The organism is Burkholderia sp. JP2-270, assembly GCF_003233675.1.
GTDB lineage: Bacteria > Pseudomonadota > Gammaproteobacteria > Burkholderiales > Burkholderiaceae > Burkholderia > Burkholderia pyrrocinia_C.
Genome location: NZ_CP029826.1, coordinates 37,687 through 57,324, shown reverse-complemented (window position 1 = coordinate 57,324; position 19,638 = coordinate 37,687). Strand labels below are relative to the sequence as shown.

The following is a 19,638-nucleotide window of genomic DNA, read 5'->3' as shown; positions in this document are numbered from 1 at the left end:
AAATGGCTACAAGAAACGTCCCAGGTCACCTCGTCGCGACAATCCTGTTTGGTGTGATGTTTCCCGTCATGACTGATGCGCTGCGTTACATCGATCCTTTTACGTTTACTTCGTTCCGGTACCTGATCGCAGGCGTGGCCTTTGTCGTCCTATTGCTGCAACGGGAAGGAATCGGCGCGTTACGAGCAGATGGCAAGTGGTTGTTGATTGCCTGGTTGCTTGGTTCGATTGGCTTCTGCGGGTTTGGATCGTTTGTCTTTCTGGGGCAGCAGTTAGCTGGAGAACAAGGGGCACTTAGCGCGTCTATCATGATGGCCACGCAACCGATGATGGGGTTGCTCCTCAATGCGCTAGTGCGGAAATCCGCGCCCCCGCTTCCTTCATTTCTGTTCGTTGTCGTCTCGTTCACGGGTGTCGCCCTGGTCATCACACGGGGTGATCTGCGGACTGCGTTGCTCGCGCCGCAACACTACGCTGCAAGCGGCCTCATCGTTCTGGGCGCACTCTGTTGGGTTGTCTACACTTTCGGCTCGGCGTACTTCACACGCTGGTCAGCGCTGAAATACACGACAATTACGACATGGCTGGGCTTGACCACGATTGTAAGCGTGAACGTGCTGCTGATCGTGATGCACGCAATACCCGCTCCCACGCTCGCAGCACTTTGGACGATCACGCCGCATCTGATTTACATGGGCCCGATCGCGGGTTTTGCGGCGATTCTCTGCTGGATTTCTGGTAACAGGATTCTCGGACCGATGAATGGCGTGCTGTTCATGGACGTGGTACCGGTTACTGCATTTACCGTGTCGGCATTGACAGGAGTTATGCCAGGCGGAGCACAGGTACTCGGCGCCGTGATGACTGCGTCTGCATTGGTTCTCAACAACCTGTATTTACGGCGACGCTCCCGACGAATGGCGGCGTCCGCGTTGACCTGACCTTAAGCGAGGCCGTCTCCCTTCGGGTCCGTGCGAGCGATGACTGGCAGCTTTGTCTCCGGCAACGGCCGTTGATATGCGGACGAGTTGAATCCGCAGTGATGATCGGCCGGTGGTCCACTCCGATCGCGGTGCGCACTATCGTTGGCCGGGATGGCTTTCGCGGATGCGCGATGCCGGGCTTGTTCGCTCGATGTCACGCAAGGGATGCTCACCTGATAACGCGGCCTGTGAAGGCTTCTTCGGCCGGCTCAAAACGGAACTGTTCGATCCTCGTGACTGGAGGGCTACGACGGTTGATCACTTCATTGAAGCGCTCGACTCGTATATCCGCTGGTACAACGCAACCCGGATCAAGGTCTCGCTCGGCTCCCTGAGCCCACTCGAATACCGGGAAAGTCTTGGAATCGTGGCATAACCAGTCCAAGATTTTAGCCGCACCCCCGGTGGGTCAGTTCTGGGAGAACGTCAACAGGGGCAGGACACTCGCTCCTTGAGTTTTCACAATGAGCGAGCTTGTACAAAGTGCGCCTGGCGTTGTGTTCTCATCCATGAAGCTTTTCTCAAACTCGCCTGCTGCTTGATCTGCTGGAGCACCTTGCAGCGGAATCAGCGGTCTTTATGAAACCGTCTCTAAGCCCCGCCTCGCGTCGGGAGCAGGGGCACGGACCGGGGCAGGACCCGCTAGCGGAACGCCCGCATCTGCCCCGTCATCATCTGCAGCATCTTGTTGGCGGCCACCGAGAGCTTGCGACCCGCGCGCGTGACCATATGCGCCTCGGCGTTCTCGAGGATCGGATGCGCGATCTCGATCGCGAACAGCTCCTTGGCCTGTAGTTCGGCCGCCACCGCGAAGGCCGGCATCACCGAGATGCCGAGCCCCGATTTCACGAACTCCTTCAGGATCGCGAAGGAATTGGTGGTGATGATTGGCCCGAGCCGTACTCGCTCGGCGTATTCCACGGCCTCCATCATCTGCCGCGTGCCGTAGGACGGGTGAGTGGCCGCCAGCGGGTAGGTGGCGAGCTGCTGCACCGTCAGCACCTTGTGAACGCGGCGCGGGAAGTCGGGGCCGACGATCGCCATCATCGGCTGCCGCTTCGAGGCGCGCGACACCAGCTTGGGCTCGGCGGGCGGGTTGTAGACCAGGCCGATCTCGCCCTCGTCGTTCGAGATTTTGCGGATCACGTCGTTGGTGCTGCCCACGTCGAGGTTGACACGGATCCCGGGGAACTGCCGGCAGAACTGTTGCATTGGCCCGGCCAGTAGGTCGGAGACGAAGCCCTCGCCGAGCACCAGGCTGACTTGGCCGGTCTTGAGCCCGCGCAGCTCCTGCAGGCGAGAGATCAGGTCGTCGCGGTGCGCGAGCTGCTCGCGGAAATACTCGATCACGCAGCGTCCCGCTTCGGTGGGCGTCACGCCGCGCGCGTGGCGCTCCACCAGGGTGGCGTCGAGCTCCTTTTCCAGCAGCCCGATCTGGCGGCTCACGGCCGAGGGCGCCACGTCGAGCCAGTCAGCCGCGGCGCGGATCGTGCCGCAGCGCACGGCCTCGTAGAAATAGACGATCCGGCTGTCGGTAAGGGTATCGCTCATGATCCTGGTGTTCTAAAAAAGAGAACAATATCAATATTGGCGTTGATTGATTATACGGGTCGCCGGACCGAACATCGTGGCCATGCAAGGCGGGCGCACGCTGGCGCGCCGGCCTCGAACCAACAGCTATCAGGAGTCGTCGGATGAAAACGGTGGGCGTGATCGGTCTGGGCAACATGGGGCGCGGCATGGCTGGTTCGCTGCGGCGCGGCGGCTACACGGTGCTCGGCTACGACGCGGTGCCCGGCATGGCGCTCGCGCTGGCCGGGCAGGCGGTGCTGTCGGCGCGCGATTCGGTGGCCGAGATCGCGCGCGACGCCGACGTGCTGCTGCTGTCGCTGCCGACCTCGGCGGTGGTCGAGGCGGTGGTGCTGGGCGCGGGCGGCGTGCTCGAGAACGCCAGGCCGGGCAGCATCGTGATCGACACCACCACGGCCGATCCCGACAGCACGCGGCGCGTGGCGGCGGCCCTGGCCGAGCGCGGCATCGGCTTCGTCGACGGCCCGGTGAGCGGCGGCCCGAAGGGCGCGGCCACCGCCACCATGACCATGGTGCTGGGCGGCTCGGACAGCGATATCGCGGCCATCGAGCCGATCCTCGCGGTGATCAGCGCGAAGCGCGTGCATGTAGGCCCGGTGGGCGCCGGCCACGTCACCAAGCTGCTCAACAATCTGCTGACCGGCGTGCACCTGCTGGCCGCCAGCGAGGCGGTGCGCACCGCACGCGCGGCCGGCGTCGATCCGGAAAAGCTGGTCGAGGCGCTCAACGGCGGCTCCGGCCGCAACAGCGCGACGCTGACCAACTACCCGACCTGGATATTCAACGACAAGTTCGATTCCGGTTTCACCATGAAGCTGATGCGCAAGGACGTGCGACTCGCGCTGGGCCTGCTCGACCAGTTCGACAGCGTCGCGCCGGTGGCGCGCGAGGCGGCGCGAGTGTGGGCCGCCAGCGAGGTGTCCGTCGCCGACAGCGAGGACTTCAACCGCATCGTCGACTTCCTCGACCCTGCCTGAGGCCGGGCAGCCCGCGCCGCGATCTCGCTCGACCCATATACGGAAACCTGACATGACCCAGCACGCAGACCAGTTGCTCGCCGCCTTCGCGCATTTCTTCCCCGGTGCCGCCACGATCGGCTCGTATATCGACGGCGAACTCGTCGCCGGCCAGGGCGACACGATCCAGCTTTACGATGCGGCGACGGGCGAGGCCACGCTCGCCTATCGCGACGCCGGCGGAGCCGTGATCGACCATGCCGCCGAAAGCGCGCGCCGCGCGCAGCGCGAATGGTGGGCGCTCACGCATGCCGCGCGCGGCCGCGTGATGCAGGAGATGGCGCGTGCGATCCGCGCCGAGGCCGAGGCGATCGCGCGGCTGGAGGCGCTAGGCTCGGGCAAGCCGATCCGCGACTGCCGGGGCGAGGCGGCGAAGGTCGCCGAGATGTTCGAGTACTACGCAGGCTGGACCGACAAGTTCTACGGCTGCGTGATCCCGGTGCCGACCTCGCACCTCAACTACACGCGCCGCGAGCCGGCCGGTATAGTGCTGCAGATCACGCCCTGGAACGCGCCGGTGTTCACCTGCGGCTGGCAGGTGGCGCCCGCGGTGGCGATGGGCAATGGCGTGCTGCTCAAGCCCTCGGAGCTGACACCCTTCACCTCGCTGGCGGTTGCCAGGCTCGGCGAGCGGGCCGGGCTGCCGCGCGGTCTGGTCAACGTGCTGGCCGGTTTCGGTCACACCGCCGGGCAGGCCGCGATTGCGCATCGCGTGGTGAGCAAGGTGGTGTTCGTCGGCTCGCCGGCCACCGGCGCGCGCATCGCCGAGGCCGCCGCGCGCCGTGTGCTGCCCTGCGTGCTGGAGCTGGGCGGCAAGTCGGCCAATATCGTGTTCGCCGATGCCGACCTCAAGCGCGCCGCGCTGACCGCCCAGGCGGCGATATTCGCCGGCGCGGGCCAGAGCTGCGTGGCCGGCTCGCGCCTGCTGGTGCAGCGCGCCGTCTACGACGAATTCGTCGCGATGGTGGCTGCCGGCGCGAAGAAGATCCGTGTCGGCGCGCCGCTCGACGATGCGACCGAGGTGGGCCCGATCAACAATCGCAAGCAGTACGACCATGTGATGTCGATGATCGCGCGCGGCGTGGCGGCGGGCGCCACGCTCGCCTGCGGCTCGACCGAGCCAGTCGGGGAGGGCCGCGGCTACTTCGTTGAGCCCACCGTGCTGGCCGGCGTGTCGAACGCGATGGAAGTGGCGCGCACCGAGATCTTCGGGCCGGTGGTGGCCGCCATCCCGTTCGACACCGAGGACGAGGCGATCGCGATCGCCAACGACACCGACTTCGGCCTGGCCGGCGCGGCCTGGACCACCGACGTGGCGCGCGGGCATCGCGTGGCCGCACAGGTAAATGCCGGCACCTTCTGGGTCAACGGCTACAAGACCATCAACGTGGCCTCGCCGTTCGGCGGCTACGGCATGAGCGGCTACGGCCGCTCGAGCGGGGTCGAGGCGCTGTACGAATACACGCAGACCAAGAGCGTGTGGGTCGAGACGGCCGAAGCGCCGCCCACCGCGTTCGGTTATCTGTAACCACCGGCCCGCATTCGACGGCAGCCGGGCTTCAAGGGGAGATTCGTCATGGAACACGCACTGGGTATCGAGCGCCGCGAGCTTGGCGGCGCGGCCACCGCCAAGGTCCTGCTTTACGCGGCCGGCATCCTGCTGGTCGCCGAATGGATCGGCTCGTTCACGTTCAAGCTCGGACCGGGCAAGGTCGTGCTGCTGCCGATGATCTGGGCGCTGCTGCTCGGCGCCGCGGTGGGGCTGGCCAGTGCGCGCTGGAACAGCAGCGCGCGCCTGAGCGTGCCGGACCAGTTCTTCGCGGCCGCGATCCTGCAGCCGGCGCTGCTGCTGTTCGTCTCCAAGCTCGGGCTGATGGTGGGCAGCGCGCTGCCCAAGCTGGCTTCGGCGGGCTGGGCGCTGGCCTTCCAGGAATTCGGCCACTTCGTTGGCACCATCCTGCTCGGCCTGCCGCTCGCGTTGCTGCTCGGCATCAAGCGCGAGGCGATCGGCGCGACCTTCTCGGTGGGCCGCGAGCCGAGCCTGGCGATCATCGGCGAGAAGTACGGAATGGATTCGGCCGAGGGCCGCGGCGTGCTGGCCGAGTACCTGACCGGCACCGTGTTCGGTGCGGTGTTCATCGCCGTGTTCGCGGGTTTCGTGAGCAGCCTCGGCATCTTCGATCCGCTTGCGCTGGCGATGGGCTCGGGCGTCGGCTCGGGCAGCATGATGGCGGCCGCCTCGGGGGCGATCGCCGCGCAGCAGGACCCGGAGACGGCGAAATCGGTGCTCGCCTTCGCCGCGGCCAGCAACCTGATCACCACCACCATCGGTACCTACTTCACGCTGTTCATCTCGCTGCCGCTCGCGGTCTGGGGCTATCGCGTGCTGGAGCCGCTGATCGGCCGCACCACCAAGGCATCGGCGCAGCCCGAGGCAGCCAGCCCGTCGCTGGGCGAAGTGCGGACCGAGGCGCCCGCGCTCGGCTACGGCGGCAAGCTGCTCGCCTGGATCGTGACGGCCGCGATGGCGCTGGTGTGCGACTGGATCACCCACGGCACCACGCCGCTGGTGGGACTGCCGGGAATGGCGATCATGGTGTGCGCGACGATCGTCGGCGATGCACTGGCGCGCGTGACGGGGCGACGGATTCCGGCGGTCTGCTGGGTATCGGTGGTGGCGATGTTCCTGACCTCGCCGTGGTGCGCGTGGGCTTCGCAGATCGCCGCGCTCAGCTCGCACAACGATTTCCTCGGGGTGACCACGCCGATGCTGGTGTTCGCGGGGCTGTCGATCGCCAAGGACATCCCGGCCTTCCGCCGGCTCGGCTGGCGCATCGTGCTGGTGTCCTTCGTGGCCAATGCCGGCACCTTCATCGGCGCGACCCTGGTGGCGCAGTTGTTCCACATCTGATGCCTCGCGGCGCGGCGGCGGGCGACATGGACCGGCCCGCCGCCGCGCCGCGACGACCGACAAGCACGTTCCCATCTGCATGAAATTGATCGATTCCATCGTCGCGAATACCGACGAACTGACGGCGATACGCCGCGATATCCATGCCCATCCCGAGGCGGGCTACGACGTGTTCCGCACCGCCGAACTCGTCGCCGAGCGGCTCGAGCAATGGGGTTATGCCGTCACGCGCGGCGTCGGCCGCACCGGCGTGGTCGGCACCTTGAAGCGCGGCGGCAGCGCGCGCGCGATCGGCCTGCGCGCCGACATGGATGCGCTGCCCGTGCAGGAGGCCAACACCTTCGCGCATCGTTCGACGGTGCCTGGCGTAATGCATGCCTGCGGCCACGACGGGCACACCACCATGCTACTGGGAGCCGCGCGCCATCTGGCGCGGCAAGGCGAGTTCGACGGTACCGTGCAGCTGTTCTTCCAGCCGGCCGAGGAGGCGGGCGGCGGCGCGCGCGCGATGATTGAGGACGGCCTGTTCGAGCGTTTCCCGGTGGATGCCGTGTTCGGGCTGCACAACTGGCCCGGGATCGCGGCTGGCGATTTCGCGGTGCGGCCGGGGCCGCTGATGGCCTCGACCAGCCTGTTCCGGATCAACTTGCGCGGTGCCGGCTGCCACGCGGCCATGCCGCACCTGGGTCGCGATCCGGTGTTCGCGGCGGGACAGGTGCTGAGCGCCCTGCAGGGGATCGTCACGCGCAACCGAAATCCGATCGACGGCGCGGTGCTATCGGTCACGCAGGTGCATGCGGGCGAGGCGATGAACGTGGTGCCGACCGATGCCTGGCTCGGTGGCACGGTGCGGACCTTCTCCGATGCGACGCTCGACCTGATCGAGACGCGCATGCGCGCCGTGGTGGCCGCGACGGCCGCGGCCTTCGATTGCGAGAGCGAGGTGGATTTCCAGCGCCAGTATCCGGCTACCGTGAACGACGTCGAGCAGACGGCGGTGGCGGTGACGGTGATGCGCGAGCTGGTGGGCGATGCGCATGTGAACGCAACCGTCGATCCGACCATGGCGGCGGAGGATTTCTCGTTCATGCTTCGCGAGAAGCCGGGTTGTTATGCATTCCTTGGGAATGGGGCAGGCGATCATCGCGTGCATGGGCACGGCGGCGGGCCTTGCCTGCTGCATAACGCCAGTTATGACTTCAACGATGCGTTGCTGCCGGTGGGGGCGAGCTATTTCGTGAGGTTGGTGGAGCGGGTTTTGGAGCGGTAGGGAGGCGGCGCCGACTTTTCGGGTCGGTTCGTGATGAACGCGCAAAATTCGGCGGATTTTCGCGAGAACCTTGTAGATTAGGCTTGTTGGCGCATGTAGGAGTCTCGATCAACATCGAAGAATCGATTCTCTTTCGGATTTCGGATCCGGATGTGTGAAGGTGATTTGAGTTTTATAAATGTATAAAATTAAATGAACTTTATGTTTAAATCTCGATTGAATTGTTGTCTTTGTGCTTATGTGTAGACGTTATGTAGGCGACCGGAAGCGACATCAATCCACGTTGATCTTCGTTATAATCGATTGCTCGGAGTCGAGTTGCGCAGTAGTCCGCCCGGAAAAGTTGTATTTATCAAAGATTTAATAAATTGAGCAATGCATCGCTATCAGGCGTGCGTCTCGATATCTGAGGTTGTTAAAGCGCTCGTCAACTGTATAGCCACGCCTCCCAATTATGAGTCGCCGGTACGGCGGTTGGGCGATGAAGATAGATGCTCCGTTGACTTTGGTGATGTTTCTGTCGCTGTAAAGGAGATGTCGGAAGCATTCCATGAAAGACGGTTGGATGGATGGAATGTCGCGGAACACAAAGTACGCCTTGCCGGTGATGAAGCGCTTTACGGGGTTTAATTTCATCGACGGTGTTGACTTCACGATGGAGGCGGAAGCCACTCATAAACCGCATCAAGTGCGTGAGCTGGCTGACGGTGCTGGGAGACGAAATTGTTGCGGAATTGGGTGGCGCCGATCCTATGCGTACTGTGCTCGAACCGACGTGCAAGATCCACGAATATCCAGGCGGCGTTGTAATTCAGGCGGGAGAGAATCCGCAGCTCGGCGGACGCGACACGAGGCGACATTCCGGAGGCGTATCGGATGGTCGCGAGGTACACGAAGCCCGTCCGTTTCAATGACTTATTCAAGCAGACTGTTCCGCGTGCCGGACAATCTCGACAAGAAAGAAAAGACTCTGAGCTGGAGCCGACGCTTTGACTAGCGACTGCCTTGAGGTCGCGCGCGGGACAGGGGGCATGTCAGTACTCGCCCTCAAGCCCACGCTCGATTCAACCCCCGGCGCTTTTTACCATGGTCGGCTTGTTCGGATTTTTACTCCGCGGTCGGGATCAAAAACCGATCGCGATTCTTTGCGCTTGCAATCCAGTGCGGTGCTTTACCGCGGCCGCTCCACGTCGCACCGGTCTTCGGATCACAATACTTCGGCGCAATCGGTGCACGGGGGCTCGATGCAACCGCACGACGTCGACCGAAAAGTTGTTCGGGCGTGATGCCGGAATCGGCAATCTGTTCACGGATGGAGGAAATGAGGGCGCCCAGCTCGGCGAGCCGTGCCTCTTCCGCTTGCTGTGCCAGCGCTTTTGCTTGCGCTTTGAGTTCGAGATATGTAGCTATGAGGGTGTAGAGACCTTCTCTATGGGTGAACGAGAAACGAGTCTCCGAATCCTCGTTTTACTTCAAAGGGTTTGCTTCAATAGCTCTTCCATTGTACTTAGCGGTTGAGCACGGAAAACAACAGCGAGCCCGAAAACATCAACAGCACGACCGATGCGCCGCGAAGCAGCGTTGCAGTATATGCCGCCGACGACCGGCGAGCCTTCAAGGCACCACCGATGGTTAGCCACAGCGAACCGATTGTTACGGCGAGCGTCGTGAAGACCGAGATCGCGCAGAGATAGAACGGAGCCGATGCGAAAGCCTCCGTGGGAAAGATCACGGTCGCGAACAAGATCGATTTCGGGTTCATGGTTGTGGCGACGAACATGTCACGAAAAGCGATGGGGCTCGACTGTATCTCGTCGAAGCGCGGGCTTTTCCACAACAACAGCGCGAGATAGAAAATGTAGGCTGAGCTTCCCAGTTTCAGCGCATCGTAAAGCCAAGGGCGCGTTGCCGCGAATACCGCCACAAAGAAGCCCCACAGCGAGATCGAGAAGCCATACCCCGTTGCCTCGGCAACCAAGAGGTGCCGCGATTGCCGGAAGCCCGCCTTGACACCCGACGACAACAATAGGGTATTTGTCGGCCCGGGCGTGGCCAGGACCAGCGAAACATAGAGCGCCATCTTCAACATGACATCCAAAGTCGGCATCTTGCCTCCTTTTTATTGATGACGGTCGCTGCCCTCCGGGCGGACCGCCGTATCAGCGGTTATTCGTTTCGCATACCGGCCGCACCCGCTGGCGAGCGGGACGTCTTCGGTTGCGCTGGGGTGGGTGTCATGCCACGGCTCACCGTCACGCGTGTGCGCGCCAGCCGGGTGGTCATGCGAATCAGGAACTGCCGGAACCTGTCGATGTAGAAAAACACCACCGGCACCACGAGCAGGCTTAGCGCCGTCGACGTGATCAGGCCGCCGATCACTGCGACCGCCATCGGCCGGCGGAAGCTGGCGTCGGCGCCGAAGCCGAGCGCGATGGGGACCATGCCCGCTGTCATCGCCACGGTCGTCATGACGATCGGCCGGGCACGCTTGTAACATGCATCGAGCAGGGCCTGATGGAGCGTAAGGCCGTCGCCCCGAACACGCAGCATCGCGTGCTCGACGAGCAGGATCGAATTCTTGCTGACCACGCCCATCAGCATCAGCAGCCCGAGCATCGACGGAACGCTCAGTTCGTTTCGGGTGGCCAGCAAGGCCAGCAGCGCGCCGCCGATCGACAGCGGCAGTGCGGAAAGGATCGTCACCGGCTGCAGCAGGTCGCGGAACAGCAACGCAAGTACGCAGTAGACGCACAGTATCCCGACGACGATTGCGGTCACGAAGCTGCTCGCCAGTTCGCCCTGCAACTCGGCATCGCCGTCGGGAATCAGCGCTACCCCGGTCGGCAGCGCGAGCACGGAGGGTAGCTTGTAGGCGGCCGAAATTGCATCGCCGAGATGCATCCCGTCCAGGTCCGCGCTGATGACGATATAGCGACGGCGGTCGCGGCGGTCGATCCTGGACGGGCCGCTGCCGACGGCCAGAGTGGCGACCGAGGCAAGGGGGACGGTGCCGCTTGTGGTCGGGATACGGAGATTGGCGAGCGCCGACAGATCGCGCCGATACGCGTCGGGCATGCTGACATTGATGTCGACCTGGCGATTGTCGAGATCCAGTCGGGCAAGGTTCGTGCCGAAATCACCGCTCGTCGTGATGCGCACGATGTCTCCGATCGCCTCAGTGCTGGCGCCGACATTGCTCGCGCGGTCGAGATTCGGCCGAACGACGAGTTCGGGCCGTTCGAGATTGGCCGTTGAGTTGATGTTCGTCAACGACCCGACACCGCGGAGTTCGCTTTCGAGTGCGCGGGCGGCCTGGTTGAGCGCCCCGTCGTCGTCGCTTGCGAGAATCAGGCGCAATTGGTCGCCCGCACCGCTGCCGCCGACCGTGAAGCGTGCGCCGGGGATGCCGGAAAGCGCACGGCGGGCCTGCGCTTCGATCTCAGTCTGATTCGGACGTGCGCCGCGCGGCGCCAGAATCAGCGTCAATTCAGCGCTGATCTTGTTGACGTTGGCGAAGACATGGTCTACGCCCTTCAAGGTCACCAGCGCCGCGCGTGCCGTTTCCGTCATTGTGACCGTGGATGCTAGCGAACTGCCCGGCGGCAGGCTCAGTGTGACCCTGGTGCTCGAATTGTCCGTCGCCGGCACGAAGCCGCTGGGTATGAACGGAACCAGCGCGAGCGAGCCGACGAAGTACAGGGCCGCTGCACCCAGCGTCAGCTTGCGATGCGTGAGGCACCAGCGGACGGCATCGAGGTAGCGCTGCATCAGGCGGCCGTCACGCTCGCGATGCGCGGGCCGGTTGCCGAGCAGCGCGATCGCCAGGATTGGCGTCAGCACGCGCGCGACGAGCAGCGACGCGAGGACCGCGATCACGGACGTCCAGCCGAACTGTACGAAATAGCGGCCCGTGATGCCGGCCATCGTCGCGGTTGGCAAGAACACGGCGACGAGCGCCATCGTCGTGGCGACGACGGGCAGTGCGATTTCATGGATTGCATCCTCCACCGACCGTCGGATCGATTTGCCGTTGCGGCGGTGCGCCTCGATGTTTTCGACTTCGACGATCGCGTCGTCGACCAGAATGCCGATCACCACGGCTAGCGCGAGCAGCGTGAGCGTGTTGAGGGAGAAGCCGAGCCATGACATGGCCGCGAAGGTGGGCAGGATCGACAGCGGCAGAGCACAGGCGGCGACGAACGTAGCGCGCCAGTCCCGAAGGAACCACCAGACTACGATCACTGCGAGGAGCGCGCCCTCATAAAGCATGTGCATCGAACCGGAGTAGACCGCCCGCGTGGCTGTGATCGAGCCGTCCGTGGCCAGAAAGCGGACGTCGGGGTGGTTTGCGCCCAACTGCGCCAGCACGTGGCCGACCTGCGCGGCGATCGCGGTTTCGTCATGGCCCTTCGCCCTCGACACGCTAAAGGCGACGACCCGCTTACCGTCGAGCAATGCCATCTGCGTGCGTTCGGCATGCGTATCGGCGACCGTCGCGAACTGGTCGAGCCGGACCGTGCGGCCATCGCGCAGCGTCAGCGGAAGCGCAGCCAGCTCGCTGGCCTGATGGACGGTGGCGATGACCCGGATCGACTGCTCGGACCCGCCCAGGTCGGTGCGCCCGCCCGACGACTGTTGCTGCATGTCGCGCAGCGCCCGCGACACGTCAGCCGAACTGATGCCGAGCCCGGCCATCTGGGTCGGGTCAACTTCGACGCGCACCTGCCGCTGCACGCCGCCGACACGCCGGAACGCGCCGACGCCGGGGATTGCCTGCACCGCGCGCGACACGGTGTCGTCGACGAACCAGGAGAGGTCGCGCTCGTTCATGCGCGACGACGACACTGCGTAGACGAGTACCGGATCGCCAGACGCGTTGACCGGCGCGACGACGGGCTGTTCGAGGCTCGCGGGCAGCTGGGGGCGGATGCTGTCCACCGTGTTCTTGCACTCGATCAACGCGCTCGGCAGATCCTTGCCCAGCTCGAACTGAACTGAAATGAACACCTTGCCGTCAGTGACGGTCGTCAGGATGTGCTTGACCGACGCGAGCGCGGCGAGCGCATTCTCGACCTTGCGCACGACATCGGCCTCGAGCTGGGCCGGTGCCGCGCCGGGCTCCGTCAACGTGATTTCGACGGTCGGCAATTGCACGTCGGGCCACGCCTGCACGGGCAGGCGTATAAAGCCGGCGATGCCGGCCAGCGACAGGAGCACGAACAGCAGGATGCCGGCGACGGGATTGCGGATCGACCAGTTTGCGAGATTCACGACGCGCCTCCCGCCTGGGCGTTAGCCACGCGCACCACGTTACCGTCGTTCAGGAAGCCGGCGCCTTGCACCACCACGCGGCGACCATCGACGAGCCCGCTCAGGATCTCGACTTCATTGCCGAGCCGGCGGCCCACCGTGACAGTCAGTCGATCGACATTCGGCGTCGCGCTGCCATCGTGCAGCGCGAGCACGTAGCTGATCCCGTCACGCACCACCACGCTGTCGGACGGCACGACGAGCGCCTTGTGCCGTCCGACCGACAGCACGCCGCTCGCGTACATCCCGGCACGCGCGTGGCTGCCGGGGACGATGTCGGCGTAGACGAGCGCGAGCCGTGTCTTCGGGTCGAGCGACGGGGCGAGGCTGCGGACCCGCGCATCGGCGCTCGTTCCGTCTGGCAACGACAGCGCGACCGTATCGCCGATGCCGATCTGGGCGAGTTGGGAGGCCGTCAGTTCACCGCGCCATTCGAGCCGGTTGCGGCGGATGAGGCGAAACAGCGTCTGCCCGGTCGTGACGATCGAACCGGCGGTCGCGTCGCGCGCGCTGATGACGCCGTCGTCGGGGGCGCGCACTTCGGTATCTCGCAACTGGATGCGTTGTTGCTCCAGGACAGCCCGCGCATAGTCGACTTGCGCCTTTGAGGTTCGTGCCTGGGTGACGTACTGGAGGACTTCCTGCTCGCTGATGCCGCCGCTGTCGCGCAGGCCGGCCATGCGCGCGCGGTTGAGTTCGGCCTGCGCGGCGGTGGCCTCCGCTTGCGCGAGCGTGGCGGCCGACTGGCGTACTTCGGCGCGCAGTTGTTCCGCGTCGATGCGCGCGAGAATCTGCCCCCGCTTGACGATGTCGCCGACATTCACATCGACCTCGATCAGGCGATGGCCGCTGACCTGAGCGCCGACGCTGGATTCCTGCCAGGCGGCGATGGCGCCGGACGCTCTGACAGTGACGGGCCAGTCGACCTCGCGCGCGGTTGCGGCCGTCACGGTGAGCGCGGGTTCGCGTCCGGGGCGTGGCGTCTTGTCGCCGGGGGGGGCGGATGCGAAGGCGTAAATGCCGGCGCCGATGCCCACCAGCGCGCAGGCGGCGGACAGCTTCAAGAGTCGGATCATTGCGGGTTTCATGATGGGGAAGAGTCGCCTGAAGAGCTCGGCAGGGCGGTCGCGAGACTCGGCCCGTAACCGGTCGCCTTGACCAGCGCGACCCAGGCCGTGCAGCGGTCCCGGGCTGCGTCGATCACGCTTTCCTCGGCCGTTTCGAACTGACGACGCGAGGTTTCGAGTTCGAAGCGACTGATCGCGCCGGCGCGCCAGCGGGCCTCGTTGGCGCGCAGCGCGTCGCCGGCGGCCTGGCGTGCTTCGCGCGACGACGTGAGACGTGCGTCGGCCGATGCCTGGCGCGCGAGCGCGTTTTCGACGTTCTGTACGGCCTCGCGAATGTGCGCTTCGAGATTCGCGACGGCTTCGCGATAGCGCCCGCGCGCGGCGGCGACCTTGCTGCTGCCTGCGCCGCCGTCGAACAGCGTTCCGCTGAGCGTGGGGCCGACGGACCACGCCAGAATGCTGAAGGTTTTGCCAAGCGCGGTCAGCCACTGGCCTGCCAGCATCGCGTCGAGTTCGAGTCGGGGCAGGCGTTCCGCGCGCGCGACGCCAATGTCCGCCCACGCGGCGTCGACTTCCCGCCGTGCGGAGACAATATCGGGATGCATCGTCAGGACGGTGGCCGGCAGTGCCGGCCGCGTTGGCGGCGGTTCCGGGATGCGGGCGTTGTTGGCGAGCGGCTGGCGCATCAGCGACTTGACCGTACCGAGGTCGAGTCCCGACAACGCGACCAGCGCGTTGTCGAGCTGGTCGCAGCGTTCGGCCTGGTCCAGACGGCTGGCGCGGGAGGCGGCGAGATTGCCGATCGCGCTGGCCTCGTCGATGCGGGCCACGTTGCCCGCCGCCAGGCGTTGCCGGATCAGGCCGAGTTCGAGGTCACGCGATGCGATATCGCTATCGCGAACCTCGAGCGAGTATCGGCACGCGCGCAATTCGGCCACATTCCTTGCGACTTCGGCTTCGATCGCGAGGCGCGCGCTGCGGGCGTCGGCGTTGCGGGCCGCGAGCCGCTCGTTCGCGGCGATTCGCGACTGCCGGACACGTCCCCACAGATCCATTTCCCACGACAGCGCCGGGCCGATCTGCGCGGTGCCGTACAGCAGGTCGAGATTCTGGCCGACCTGGCTGGCGTTGCCGCCTAAGCCGGCGCTGTTGCTGGTTCCGTTGACATAGGCGGTTTGCGCGCGGCTCGCGGAGCCGTTGGCGGTTAGCGTCGGCAACCGTTGTGCGGCCGCGATGCCTGCCGCAGCTCGAGCCTGATCGACGCGGGCCGCCGCCTGCTCGAGCGTCGGGTTGTCGGCCAGCGAAGCCTGGATCAGTGCGTCAATGGCGGGATCGCCAAGGCTCGTCCACCAGGCGGTGCTGGTGGCGGGTATCGGCACAACGGCGGCGTCGGCGCCCGGACGATCACTCCATCGGGCGGGGGCGGCCGGCATTGCGGGCGGAGGGGGCGGGCTGACCGAGCAGGCGCTCAGCAGCAGCGACAGACCGGGGATCACCCACGCCCTGGCGGAAAGAGTCAAGGAGAGCATCTGGTCACAACTTGCTTGTCAGTGTCGGCCCGGTTCGGGCAGCCCCGTACGGGGCTGCCGACGGGGCCGGCGGCCGGGCACAACCAACCGCTCCGTCGGCCGCGCGCGGCACGGCGTCGCGGACCGGGATTCATGCCATCGGGCGCCATGGCCTTACTCTAGTGCCGCGGCGGCCGCTTCCACGGTAGCCTGCGCGCTGCCCTGGGTCGCATACATGTTCCAGTGCTGCGGCGTGAGCGCGACATCCTCGAGCGTCGCGTCGAGGAACATGCGGCTCCAGTCGCCGCCGCCTTTCTCGTCGGGAATCCATTGCTTGCTGTAGACGGCCGCCACTTCTGGCGTCATGGCCGCGCGCATGTCGATCAGCGAGTAGTAGGCCGACAGGTCCTTCAGGTGAATCAGCCAATGAATGCGGTCCGAACGCCCGAATGCCTCTTCGTAGAGGAACACCGATGCGACACCGCGCTGATGCGTGTTGATCGTTTCGGCGACCGCGCGCGCGAACTGCCGTCCTTCCGACCGAAAACGAAAAGCCAGCTGGCCCGTACGATGGATGACGATGCCGGCGTTGGCGGAATTGAGCAACTGCTCGGGCGGCACCGATGTTTGATGTTGCGCGGGCGGCAGGATCAGGCCGCCGGAACTCGTCTCCTTCGTCACGACGGCCGGGCGGCCTTCGATGGCCGTGCCGTACATCCCGTAGAACTGAGGCAGAAGCACGGTTTCGGTCACGCTGCCATCGACGAAAACCCGGTCCCAGGTACCGCCGCCCTTCTTCGAGTCGATCCGCTCTTTGAAGAAGATCTCGCGAAAGCCCGGATCGCTGTTGCCCATCCGGACCATCGTCTGGTAAGCATCGAGGCTGGAGATATGCATGAGCCAGTGCACGACATCCTTCGTGCCGAAAGTCTCTTCGTAGACGAAGACCGACGCCACGCCGATCTGGCGGCTCGTGATGTACTCGCCGAGCTCACGCGCGAATATACGGGCCTCCGAGCGGAACTCGGCCTTCGCGATCGCCTTGCGGTGGACGACGAGACCGGCATTGGCCGAATGCAGAATCTGCTCGTACGGAATCGCGGTCTGATGGCGCGCGCACGGCACGTCGTTGTCCGCGAGCGGGTGGTTGGAATGTTGGGTCATGATTCCTCTGCGTGTGATGGGTGGAAAGGAACGGCGAAACAATGAGCAAGCCGGGGGCGTCAGGGCTGCGTGGCGGCAATACGTTCGTCGAGTGCGCGCTTCAGGTCGGTCCCGGGTCGGATGCCCGCCACGACGTCGAAATACAAGGCCGTGAGCCGCGGGTCCCCGGCTACTCCCCGCAGCAGACTCAGCCGGTTGTCCTTCTTGTCCATCTGCGCGACATTGAGCGTGGCGAGATAGCCCGGCATCATCAACGTGTCTCGATCTCGGGCGAATTCGGCCAGTGCCGCGTCGAGTTGTGCGTCGTCATGAATCGCGTGCTGGATCCGCTTGATCAGTAGTTCACTTTGGACGAACGCGTCGGTGATGCCACGGGCGCTGATCGAATCCTTGTGATGACCGGCGTCGCCGACGAGCGCCCATCCCGGGCCAGCGGCGCGCCGAAAGAAATTCCGCTGCACGCCGGTCCCCCAAAGCTTGCCGGTCTGTGTCGCGCGGCGCATCCGGTCGCGCAGCGCGGGCGCGCAGGTGGCGACGGCGTCGAGATGCGCATCGAACGACCGGGAGCGGATCGTCTCGAACGCGTGCTGCGGGAAATACGTGGCGACGAGAATGGAGTCGTTGGTCGGTACGGCGCCCACCCATAGGTCATCGCCTTCATAAAGTTCGTAATGCGAATTAAGATCCTGCCAAAAAGAATAATAGGCACAGGTCATGATCGGATCCTCGCGCGTTACCTCTGCACCAACGAGGCGCGCAATCGTCGAATGCATGCCATCCGCGCCGACGACGAGACGCGCCCGTTCCTCGCGCAGCGCGCCCGACCGATTCCGCAGAACCACGCCGGCCACGCGGCCGTCGTTGGTGAGCGTCTGGACGACCGTGCAATGCTCCCTGAACTCGGCGCCCGCATCGCGGGCGGCCTCCAGCAGCAGCGGATCGAGCACGTAGCGGCGCGGCGCGTAGGCCGCGTCCTGGACATAATCGGTGCTGATTCCGCCTTCGATCACGATGCCGCGCGTTTCGAAACGCGTGCGAGGGATTGCCGGGCAGCCGGAATCAATCACCTTTTGAAGCAGGCCCCAGCGCGCGAGGCGGGCACAGCCGGGCTGATGAATGTAGTTCGTCGACAGCGTGTCGGACGGAAACCCCGCACGGTCGAGCAGCAGCACGCGCAGGCCGGCGCGGGCCGCGAGCATGGCGGCGGGCGAGCCGGCAACGCGTGCGCCGACCACGATCAAGTCATACATGGCTGGATCCTTGCTTTTTCCTGGTGACATCAGGGGGGCTCCGTTACCGGATGCCGACGTTCAACCGAAGTTCGCGCTTGAGCACCTTGCCGTTCTGCGTGCGCGGCAGCGCGGACACGACGACGAACGCGTCCGGGAACTGCGCCGGCGGGACCGTGTTCGACAACGCGTCCTTGACGGCCTGCAACGCATTCGGATCGCGCAACGCGACGAAGGCGACGATCTGAGCTGGTTCGGCGCCGCGGTCGACCGACACGACGGCGGCTTCACGCACGTTTGCGTCGTTCATCAGCGTCGCCTCCATGTGAATCGACGAAATCAGCTGGCCGTCGCGTACGAGCGCGTCGGCTTTGCGGTCGAAGAATTCGATTTCGCCGCTCGGGTCGCGGCGCACCAGATCGCCGGTGCGGTACCAGCCGTCCTTGCGCAGCACCGCGTTGACGTCGGGGGCCGTCAGAAACAGGCGCTTGGGTGCCGCCGTGCGCAGCCAGAGTTCGCCAAGCTCGCCGTCCGCCGCATCGCTCAGATCCGGTCCGACGACGCGGATTTCCGTAGCGGGCGAGGGCCGGCCGACCGAGAACGGCCGGTCCTTGGTATAGGTATGTGTCAGCAGCGCGGGGCTCGCCTCCGATTGCGCGCAGGCGATCTGCAAGGTCGCATTCGGCATCATCGCGAGCAGCGACGCAGCCATGGACGGGCTCAGCGGCGACGAGGCCGACGCGACCAGCCGGACGGAGCCGAGATCGTGGCGCTCGCCGAGCCGTGCCTCGACGACTTCCTGCGCGACACGCGGCGTAATCATAAAGGCCGTGATCCGCTCGCGCTCGATCAGCTCGCCCATCGACTCGATATCGAGCGGCGAGCACAGCAGCATCGGCGCGGTCGAAGTCAGCGCGATCACGAGCAGCGTCGCGCTGGTCGAGGTGCCAAGCGTCATCGGCACCAACATACCCGATGCGCCGGACAGCGCTTGCATCGAGTCGAGGGCGCGGCCGAAGGTCAGGTTGTCGTGGCTGACGAGGTAGCCCTTTGCGGCGCCCGTGGTGCCCGACGTATAGCGGATCTCAGCGATGCTGTCGGGCGCGATCGGGATTGCCGACAGCGATTCGTCGCCGCGCAGCAGTTCGTCGATCGTGAAATGCTGGCCGGAAAAACCGCGCGGCGGCGCGACGAAGCGCGAGCGAATCAGGGTCGAGCAGTCGCATTCGGCGAGCCGGCGCTGGATTTCCGCGTCGGGCATGTGGCCGTTCATGTGTATGGCGGTCGCGCCGCAACGCAGGACGGCAATATAAGCGACCGCGTAGTCGAGCCAGTCCAGTCCGTCGAAGATCAACGCGACCCGTGCGCCGATGCGCAGCCCGTTCTGATAGAGCCCGAGTGCGGCCGAGCCCGAGCGCGCGCGCCATGCACCGTACGTCAGCCGAGCGCCCGAGGGCAGGCGCAATGGCGCGTGATCGGCGCTGGCGTCGGCGCGGGCGTCGAGCAAGTCGGGTACCGTCAATGCACCGGTATCCCGCGACGGCGTCAGTTTCGGCATGCGCGTACGCCAGCCGTTGAAGGTACCCAGAA

Annotated in this window: 15 protein-coding genes and 1 pseudogene; 7 read left to right on the top strand and 9 right to left on the bottom strand. The window is 65.3% G+C overall.

What is annotated here, in order from left to right; translation table 11 throughout:
- Positions 1-2: 2 nt before the first annotated feature.
- Both DM992_RS33170 and DM992_RS33165 read left to right on the top strand, forming a co-directional pair.
- On the top strand, positions 3-941 hold the full coding sequence (locus DM992_RS33170) for a DMT family transporter (protein ID WP_111020555.1): 939 nt from the start codon (positions 3-5) through the stop codon (positions 939-941).
- A gap of 100 nt (positions 942-1,041) precedes the next feature.
- Positions 1,042-1,359: pseudogene (locus DM992_RS33165) on the top strand (IS3 family transposase); the annotation flags it as partial.
- A 266-nt stretch (positions 1,360-1,625) separates the two neighbouring features.
- Here DM992_RS33165 and DM992_RS33160 read toward each other — a convergent pair.
- Complete coding sequence (locus DM992_RS33160) at positions 1,626-2,534, bottom strand: LysR family transcriptional regulator (RefSeq protein WP_111020554.1); 909 nt, start codon at positions 2,532-2,534, stop codon at positions 1,626-1,628.
- 128 nt (positions 2,535-2,662) lie between these two features.
- Between DM992_RS33160 and DM992_RS33155 the strand changes: the two genes are divergently transcribed.
- The 5 genes from DM992_RS33155 (at position 2,663) to DM992_RS43045 (ending at position 8,684) form a co-directional block, all read left to right on the top strand.
- Entirely contained in the window at positions 2,663-3,550 is an 888-nt protein-coding gene (locus tag DM992_RS33155) for an NAD(P)-dependent oxidoreductase (protein ID WP_275427583.1), read from the top strand.
- Between the two features lie 52 nt (positions 3,551-3,602).
- Positions 3,603-5,117 carry an aldehyde dehydrogenase family protein gene (locus DM992_RS33150; protein ID WP_111020552.1) on the top strand — a complete coding sequence of 505 codons (1,515 nt, stop codon included), beginning with the start codon at positions 3,603-3,605 and terminating at the stop codon, positions 5,115-5,117.
- A 48-nt stretch (positions 5,118-5,165) separates the two neighbouring features.
- Positions 5,166-6,500, top strand: coding sequence for a DUF3100 domain-containing protein (locus DM992_RS33145; RefSeq protein ID WP_111020551.1), 1,335 nt, complete (start codon positions 5,166-5,168; stop codon positions 6,498-6,500).
- Positions 6,501-6,579: 79 nt separating this feature from the next.
- Entirely contained in the window at positions 6,580-7,770 is a 1,191-nt protein-coding gene (locus DM992_RS33140; protein WP_111020550.1) for a M20 aminoacylase family protein, read from the top strand.
- 641 nt (positions 7,771-8,411) lie between these two features.
- Positions 8,412-8,684, top strand: coding sequence for a type VI immunity family protein (locus DM992_RS43045; protein ID WP_343212484.1), 273 nt, complete (start codon positions 8,412-8,414; stop codon positions 8,682-8,684).
- Positions 8,685-8,877: 193 nt separating this feature from the next.
- Here the strand turns inward: DM992_RS43045 and DM992_RS33130 are convergent, their stop codons facing one another.
- The 8 genes from DM992_RS33130 to DM992_RS33095 form a co-directional block, all read right to left on the bottom strand.
- On the bottom strand, positions 8,878-9,180 hold the full coding sequence (locus DM992_RS33130; protein ID WP_111021566.1) for an H-NS histone family protein: 303 nt from the start codon (positions 9,178-9,180) through the stop codon (positions 8,878-8,880).
- A 97-nt stretch (positions 9,181-9,277) separates the two neighbouring features.
- A complete protein-coding gene (locus tag DM992_RS33125) occupies positions 9,278-9,877 on the bottom strand; it encodes a LysE family translocator (RefSeq protein WP_111020549.1) in 600 nt (199 codons plus the stop codon).
- A 59-nt stretch (positions 9,878-9,936) separates the two neighbouring features.
- Positions 9,937-13,041, bottom strand: coding sequence for an efflux RND transporter permease subunit (locus DM992_RS33120; protein WP_111020548.1), 3,105 nt, complete (start codon positions 13,039-13,041; stop codon positions 9,937-9,939).
- Positions 13,038-14,144 carry an efflux RND transporter periplasmic adaptor subunit gene (locus tag DM992_RS33115; protein WP_239511507.1) on the bottom strand — a complete coding sequence of 369 codons (1,107 nt, stop codon included), beginning with the start codon at positions 14,142-14,144 and terminating at the stop codon, positions 13,038-13,040. Before DM992_RS33115 ends, DM992_RS33120 begins: the two co-directional genes overlap by 4 nt.
- A gap of 20 nt (positions 14,145-14,164) precedes the next feature.
- Positions 14,165-15,667: an efflux transporter outer membrane subunit gene (locus tag DM992_RS33110; RefSeq protein ID WP_239511506.1), complete on the bottom strand. Its 1,503-nt coding sequence runs from the start codon at positions 15,665-15,667 to the stop codon at positions 14,165-14,167.
- A 162-nt stretch (positions 15,668-15,829) separates the two neighbouring features.
- The gene (locus DM992_RS33105; protein WP_111020545.1) at positions 15,830-16,819 is read right to left on the bottom strand and encodes a DUF6039 family protein; all 990 of its coding nucleotides are present in this window, start codon (positions 16,817-16,819) and stop codon (positions 15,830-15,832) included.
- A 59-nt stretch (positions 16,820-16,878) separates the two neighbouring features.
- Complete coding sequence (locus tag DM992_RS33100) at positions 16,879-18,069, bottom strand: NAD(P)/FAD-dependent oxidoreductase (RefSeq protein WP_111020544.1); 1,191 nt, start codon at positions 18,067-18,069, stop codon at positions 16,879-16,881.
- 43 nt (positions 18,070-18,112) lie between these two features.
- A complete protein-coding gene (locus DM992_RS33095; protein WP_162631793.1) occupies positions 18,113-19,606 on the bottom strand; it encodes a class I adenylate-forming enzyme family protein in 1,494 nt (497 codons plus the stop codon).
- Positions 19,607-19,638 lie beyond the last annotated feature (32 nt).

What these genes read in the sequence shown, in the direction of transcription:
- DM992_RS33125 (WP_111020549.1), bottom strand. Translation starts at nt 9,877, where the DNA reads ATGCCGACTTTGGATGTCATGTTGAAGATGGCGCTCTATGTTTCGCTG.
- DM992_RS33105 (WP_111020545.1), bottom strand. Translation starts at nt 16,819, where the DNA reads ATGACCCAACATTCCAACCACCCGCTCGCGGACAACGACGTGCCGTGC.
- DM992_RS33150 (WP_111020552.1), top strand. Translation starts at nt 3,603, where the DNA reads ATGACCCAGCACGCAGACCAGTTGCTCGCCGCCTTCGCGCATTTCTTC.
- DM992_RS33100 (WP_111020544.1), bottom strand. Translation starts at nt 18,069, where the DNA reads ATGTATGACTTGATCGTGGTCGGCGCACGCGTTGCCGGCTCGCCCGCC.
- DM992_RS33140 (WP_111020550.1), top strand. Translation starts at nt 6,580, where the DNA reads ATGAAATTGATCGATTCCATCGTCGCGAATACCGACGAACTGACGGCG.
- DM992_RS33160 (WP_111020554.1), bottom strand. Translation starts at nt 2,534, where the DNA reads ATGAGCGATACCCTTACCGACAGCCGGATCGTCTATTTCTACGAGGCC.
- DM992_RS33145 (WP_111020551.1), top strand. Translation starts at nt 5,166, where the DNA reads ATGGAACACGCACTGGGTATCGAGCGCCGCGAGCTTGGCGGCGCGGCC.
- DM992_RS33095 (WP_162631793.1), bottom strand. Translation starts at nt 19,606, where the DNA reads ATGCCGAAACTGACGCCGTCGCGGGATACCGGTGCATTGACGGTACCC.
- DM992_RS33170 (WP_111020555.1), top strand. Translation starts at nt 3, where the DNA reads ATGGCTACAAGAAACGTCCCAGGTCACCTCGTCGCGACAATCCTGTTT.